This is a genomic window from Acidobacteriota bacterium, assembly GCA_040754075.1.
Lineage (GTDB): Bacteria > Acidobacteriota > Blastocatellia > UBA7656 > UBA7656 > JBFMDH01.
Genome location: JBFMDH010000002.1, coordinates 446,297 through 452,910, shown reverse-complemented (window position 1 = coordinate 452,910; position 6,614 = coordinate 446,297). Strand labels below are relative to the sequence as shown.

At 51.5% G+C, this 6,614-nt stretch carries 1 protein-coding gene; it reads right to left on the bottom strand.

The annotated features are described in order from the left end of the window. Positions 1 to 201: 201 nt before the first annotated feature. Positions 202 to 6,564 carry a C25 family cysteine peptidase gene (locus AB1757_03890; GenBank protein MEW6126182.1) on the bottom strand — a complete coding sequence of 2,121 codons (6,363 nt, stop codon included), beginning with the start codon at positions 6,562 to 6,564 and terminating at the stop codon, positions 202 to 204. Positions 6,565 to 6,614: the final 50 nt, after the last annotated feature.

Genomic DNA, 6,614 nt, shown 5'->3' with positions numbered 1-6,614 from the left:
CAAGCGAATTGGCAAAAGTGTTATGATGCATCGAGACCTTCCTCCGGTTCTGTGTGGTTTTGCAACTAACAGAGTAACCGAGGGAGGTCCTTTTTTTAATTGTCAACCGACTTTGTTACAGCCCTGGGCTGGCAAAGCGTTCAAGCACATACGGCTCAAACGCTCGTCAGCCCGTTTCAGTCACAGCAAATCAACGATGAGCTATTTCAACTTCATCGTCGGGTCACCAAAAAATACCCACGAATAACGAATATCCTTATCGGTAATCGTCGCTTTAGCATTTTTAACCGCATCGCCAACCCGCACAGCATTCCCGGTCTTCAAATCCGAACTGAAAAGCTGTGTGAAGACGTTGCGATTCATCTGAGTTTGTTGACCGGGTTCGGTAATCGCAGATGACGCCCAGACCGCGACCGCTCCGCCTTCGGTCTTCATCAACCCTTCGGCAAGACTTTCGAGATAGGGAATGGAATAGTAACCATTCAAACAGGTCATCATCATATACACCGAAAGATTGTTGCGATTGGTTAAGGCGTCGGCATCATCATAAGTTAAAAGATTCCCCCGCCAGAAACTCGTCGCTCCGTGTCCATCATATGCCACAACTTTCGGTCCTTTATTTAAATTATCCAGAAGGATTTTTTTTGCCGTTTGCGCATCCACCTGCCCGCGTTTCAACTGTGTGACATTGGCTTGCCGCCCAACGATATTTTTGAGTTCGTCGCTTGCCGCTTCAAAATCAAAACCGTCGTTGCTATCGGCAACCAATAACACATCCTGCGAAGGCGCGGCGCTTTCATAAGCGACAATCTTGGCTACCATCAATTGCGCTTCACCAGCCGTTCGCGCCGGTAATCGCCCGATACTTAAATCGGCAATGCCATCATTGTTGAAATCCGCCAGCCAATCATCCGAAGCAGTTTCCAGATTCAAGGTATCGACCAACTTCGTCGGCACCACATCCAAATCACCATAACCCAAATAATTTTTCGGGTCATAGGACGTATCACCGGCAAACATCACATAGCGCGGCGCTTTTTGCCATGATTTGGACAATGCCAGAAACTCTTTTACCGCATAAGGCGTTTTCTGCCCCAGACTGAATTCATCGTAGATGTCTTCGACATTGACAATCATAGTGGTCAAGCCTTGTCCTTGTCGCAGATTCTTTAATGCTTCAAGCGTCTGCATCATCTCTTTGCGAGCGATGATGATGAAATCGGCTTGATTGGTAAGACTGCGCAGATTTGACGGCTCATCGGCTTTATAGGTTGCGATTTTCTTCTTCTCAGCCGTGATCACCAGCAAACTTCGTTTGCCTGTACCCGGAGGCGTGAAACTCGCGGTAATCGCGCCGGATTTGCTCACCTGCACGGTGGCGCTGACTTCAATAGGCGCTTGCCCGTTGGTCACATCAAAAACCTGCACGCTGGTATTTGAAAAACCTGCGAGGGTAGTTTGCTCGCCGCCTTTTGCAGTAATTTTCAACGCATCATTATCAACCGCATAAGCGTGCGGGTAGGTGAGTTGTATGGCATCGACCAGACTCATATCACCACTGCCGCCCTGTGAAGCAAGATTGACGACGTTTTGTCCTTCTCTTAACACTGATGGCGGAACGGTAAATTTGCTCACGCCCTTTCCGTCGCTGTTGAACAAAACTGCGCCCAATGTAACGCCATTGATTTGAACGTTCACAACGTGCTGCACATTCGTGACCCCTTGCAAAGCCACACATAATTCGCCGGCTTCGCTTGCCGCAACCAGGTTGCGCACCGTAAGCGTTTGATTGGTTGATGCAGTGGTAACGACCGAACCGAAGAAGTTCTCCTGGTCGCCATTTTTCAACGCCGAGAAATAAACAAATCGGTCTTTGCGTTCGATGGTGTAAGGGAAGCTCGGAAGCTGTGTTGCCTTGCCCTCGCCTTTAGCGGATTGAATTCTCAATCCCGGTCGCGCGCCCGACACCAGATAGTAGGTTCTGGTCGTGCTGTAAGGCGAATTGGCAGCAACGCCATAAAATTCCACCGCCAGTCCATCTTTGTCACTGATAACCTTGATGGGTTGTTCCTGACCGTCAACATAGAGTTGCAGGAGTTGCGTATCAGAACCGAGATTCACACCCGCAGCAGCAATATCGGCTTGCGTGATGCGATACCAACCCTCTTCTTTGATAAAGAGTTTCAGTCCGGCTTGACTGCTTGCGAGTGCTGCCTGTGCGACAGCGACTTGTTTGGTCTGTTTAATGGATAAGCCGGTTGCAGTGGCAGTAGTTTCAAGCGGATGATCCGTTGAATCTACATTACCAAGCCGATTGACTGTCAGCGACTGCGTACGCATCGCGAGTGCGCCTTCAACCGCTTTCGGATAGAAAGGCCCGAACCATTCACTCGTACCATTCAAATCAATCGCTTCAACCCAGAAACTCGCCTGTTCGCCGTTGTTCGCTTTATCCCACCAAGCATAAGTTGCGCCGGAACTCATCGCCACCCCGGAACCGGCTACCAGAGCCGTTCCTGCGATAAGCTGGTCGTTGAGTTGTACCCTTTGTCCTTGTTCTTCTTTGTGAAGATTGAATCCGAGATTATCGATTTCATAACCGGTCTGCCATTCAACAGAGGTTCCCGAATCATAAACCTTCACTTCACAATTCATGAATTTCACCAGCGTCGGCGCTTGCAACGCGAAACCGAAATCCATTGTGTTGTTGGTCGTGGTGCCGGTTGCATTGGTCACGGTTGGTTCCGCGCCTGCGGTGAGCGCGATGGCGGTGGCATTGGTTGCCGAACTCGCTTGCCCGCTCGCGATACCGATGCCGTTATCATCATTATCGGTGTTGCCGTCAGGCGTGCTGCTATTGGTCGCATCATTGGTGCTGCGATAGGGCAATGGAGGCGTAACTTTAATCACGTAACTTCCGGGAACCAATCCGCAGAAAGAATAGGTTCCGCTGGCAGCGGTTGTCAGTTGATTGGTTGCGCCCGTGGTATCGTCAGCCGTACCGAGTATGCCGTCAGGACCAACGGGAACTTCTGTTGTGCCATCGGCTTGATAAAGTTTTACGGTTGCCGCCGCCAGTCCCAATTCGCCGCCGCTGTTGTAGGTGCCATCCACCGTGGTATCCACCCAGACCAGATTGCCCAGACAAAGTTTGTAGAAACCGAAATCAACCGTGAGGTCATCGCGTACATCGCCAAGCGTCGGCGCGTGTGCGCCAGCGCCGCTTGCCGTGAAATCGGGTTCGCTGAGCGGCAATGGGCCGTTGCCGAGAACGATGTTGGCGCTCACCACCCCGGCTGTTGAAGGATTATTTGCCACAGGGTCTGTGCCGTTATCGCGCTGGTCGGTTCCGCTGGTCGCATTGGCGCTGTTTTGATAGCCGACCAGTGCGCCTGTGCCGGTGAAATTCGCCGCCGCGATGCGAATCTTGTAGGTTCCGGCAGCGAGGCTGTCAAAGCGGTAATAGCCCGCATTGCCGCCCGCAGTCGTGGTGGTTTGCGAATTCAAGACATTATTACTGCCATCGAGCAATTGCACAGTGACCCCATCTATGCCAACTTCGCCGCCATCCATGATGCCGTTGTTGTTGGTGTCAAAGAAAACGCGATTACCGATGGAATAGACCGCCGATGCCGCAGGCAAGAAGCCGAAATCAAAAGTATGGTCGTTTGCGCCGTTAATTCCGGTCGTGAAGGCAACCACGGCATTACTGCCTGAAACCACCGGGTCGGAATCGCGACTATCGCCATTGCTATTGCCATCACCATTCGATGTCGTTAATGCAGGCGTAGCCGTCAATGCCGCTTGCCCCGTGGCAATGCGAACTTCATAAGCAGTGTTCGACGTGACTGAGTATGGACAATCGTAAGTCACACTGAGTAACGGCTCATTATTCGTCCCGGTGGTGTTAAAAGAAGCTGACCGTCGGCGATTTGGCGACGCTGTGCCGTTATTGCTAATGATTAAATTGAGGCTGTTACCGCTTGCCCAACCTCCTGTATTGACAATTTCCTGAATGACTGAGGCAATATTGGGCGAGGTATAACTTGTTCCGCTTGTCCAAGCTCCGGGTGACCAACTGACTGCACTGCCGGTTCGCAGACGGGCGGTTATATCATTGGTTGCAGTTGTAAAGGTTGTGGAATTGGCTGTCGCCTCACCTTGAATGTTGACAGTTACTGCGGAGGAGTCAGTGCCATTGGCAGTAAATTGCACCGTGGCATTGGTAATTCTTGCGCCATCGGGAATGGCTAAATTGGTGAAGCGCAATCCAATGGTATTTTGCGCAGGTGTAGTATTGTAGCCTAATTCGAGCGTTGTACTGGTGATGCTGACGGTTCCGCCCGCTTCTTCTGCGTCATCAGAACTGGCAATTATCCGTTGGCTAACTGGAGTTCCCGTGCAGGATGAAAGCATGTTGGCGTTGCTTGAGCCGCCGAAATAGTAGTTGCCGTTTGCATCCGTGGTTGCCGAGCCAACTCGCGTATCGACCGTGCCATCGCCATTGGTATCTGCCCACAGATCAACCACAACATTTTGAATCGAATTTTCGCCCGCGCCCTGCACCCCATCGCCATCCGCATCATGCCAGACGCGATTGCCGATTTGCAGAGGCGCAGGGTCGGTCAGCAATACCGTATCGCCTAAACCATTGGCTTTGCCTAAAACCGGCGTCGTACCACCACTGCCTGTATAAAGCGTAAAATTGGCTACGCTTGCACCGGTTGTCGCGTTAAACCAACGCCAGCCACCCGAATAGTAGTTCGGTCCCGGATTCATCACCGTCGCAACAATTTCTCTGGCTCCGGGAATATTCGCCAAGCCCCCAAAAAATATTTCGCCATGACCATCCGAGCCACTTGACGCTGAATAATTATTGTAGAACGTGTTGGTAATTCCGGCTGCGCCCGGTGCCGGATCAGTCGCCCCATCAAAAGGTGGGGTGATGGATTGCGAACATCCGCTCTTGCCTTCCGGCACATAAGCGCCGCTCACATTACAGAGTTTGTAAATCGTTCCCGCCGAGATTTCTTCATAAAGCAATGTATCTCCCGCCGTCGGAGAATAATTGGCGGTGCCATGCATATGACCGCGACGATCCATCAACCCCAGCACCATCGCGCCATCGGCATCGAATTCAATGTCAGACAAAATCGGCTGCACACCGGTTACCTGTCGTTGAGTACCAATGGTCACAAACGTGAAATTATCATCCCAAGGCGTCCATTCAGCGCGATCACACCGCGCGCTGCCGGTGTTGTAGTATTTACAGGTGCGGTCATAATAAAGTTGCAGGTAATCTGCCGCCACGGTTGAATCCAAATCCACATTCACGAAAGAACTGCCCGAAAGCCTTTGCACATAGGCGCGCAGGTTTTGCGCGTTTTGTGAAACATCCGCTGTACAAACCGTGCCCACATACACTTCACCATCTTTGACTCGCACTGCCCAGGGTGACCATGAATCCGTGCCCGGACAACCGGGATTGGGAATGTTGGTGACGCTGTTTAACGTGACACTGTTCAAATTGCTGACATTGAGGGAAATCAATTGTCGCTGCGCGCTATTGAGGCTCACTACATAAAGCGTATTGCCGTCTTCGGAAAGCGCGATGCCGCCGATGCCGAGTTTGCCAACATTGCCAACGACGTTGTAATCGTGTGAAGGTGTGCTGTTACCGGCCAAATCATTTGCCGGTGTGGTGCCGACGCGAGGATTGGCTCCGACATTGACGCCGCTGAAAGAATTAACGTTGATGGTTTGCGCACTCACAACCGTGCCGGTGCCATTGCCGCCGGGGTTGCTGTAATCAATGACGTAAATTGAGCTGATGTCGTCGGCATTGCCACGTGTGCCATCTTTACCGGGACCGAATCCGGTTTGGCGTTTCAACACCGCTGCGGCAAACATCGTCCGCGTCCGCGCGCGCCAGGCTAATCCCCAGGTGCTGCCGATTTGATTCGATAACGAGATGTGTTGCACAGCACCCGTGCGATCATATTTGTAAGCCACCAAAACATCATCGGCACCGGTATTGTTGCCATTGATGTAACAAGGGGTGACTAAAAACGGATTGTTTTGCGAATAGTCGGAAGGTTTGAGAATTCCCAAATCAATATTCGATGAGTTGCCGTCGGGAACGAAACGCACGGTCGAGCTGTTGTTGGTTCCGCTCGGTGCGGGAAAATATCCCGCAGGCAATGAGGTAAATTCTATGCGATAAGGACCCGTCCCTGAAGCTGCCAAGGTGTATGCGCCGGTTGCGCCGGTGGTGGTGGTGCCGCGCTGTGTGCCCGATGAATCATAGGCGGTTACGACAACCCCTTGAACGCCGCTATCAATTGCCAAATTAGGCGCGGTTCCGCTGGTGTCGCGTGTGCCGTTGGCATTGAAATCTCTATAAACCGTACCGCTGATATTGCCCGCGGCGTAAACCGGTTTGCGAAGAGTCCATTTAAAGGCACCGCTCAGAAACAATGCCAATAATAAAATTATAAAAAAGACGCGAAATTTAAATTTAGCCGCGCGAATATTTACTTTCGTCGAAGGGAGGGAGGTTTCCATATTTTTTTACCTTAAAACTTTTTTGGGAACTCCTAACCAGGGATGGTTGT

Coding starts and splice junctions, on each gene's coding strand:
- AB1757_03890 (MEW6126182.1), bottom strand. CDS start 6,564: ATGGAAACCTCCCTCCCTTCGACGAAAGTAAATATTCGCGCGGCTAAA.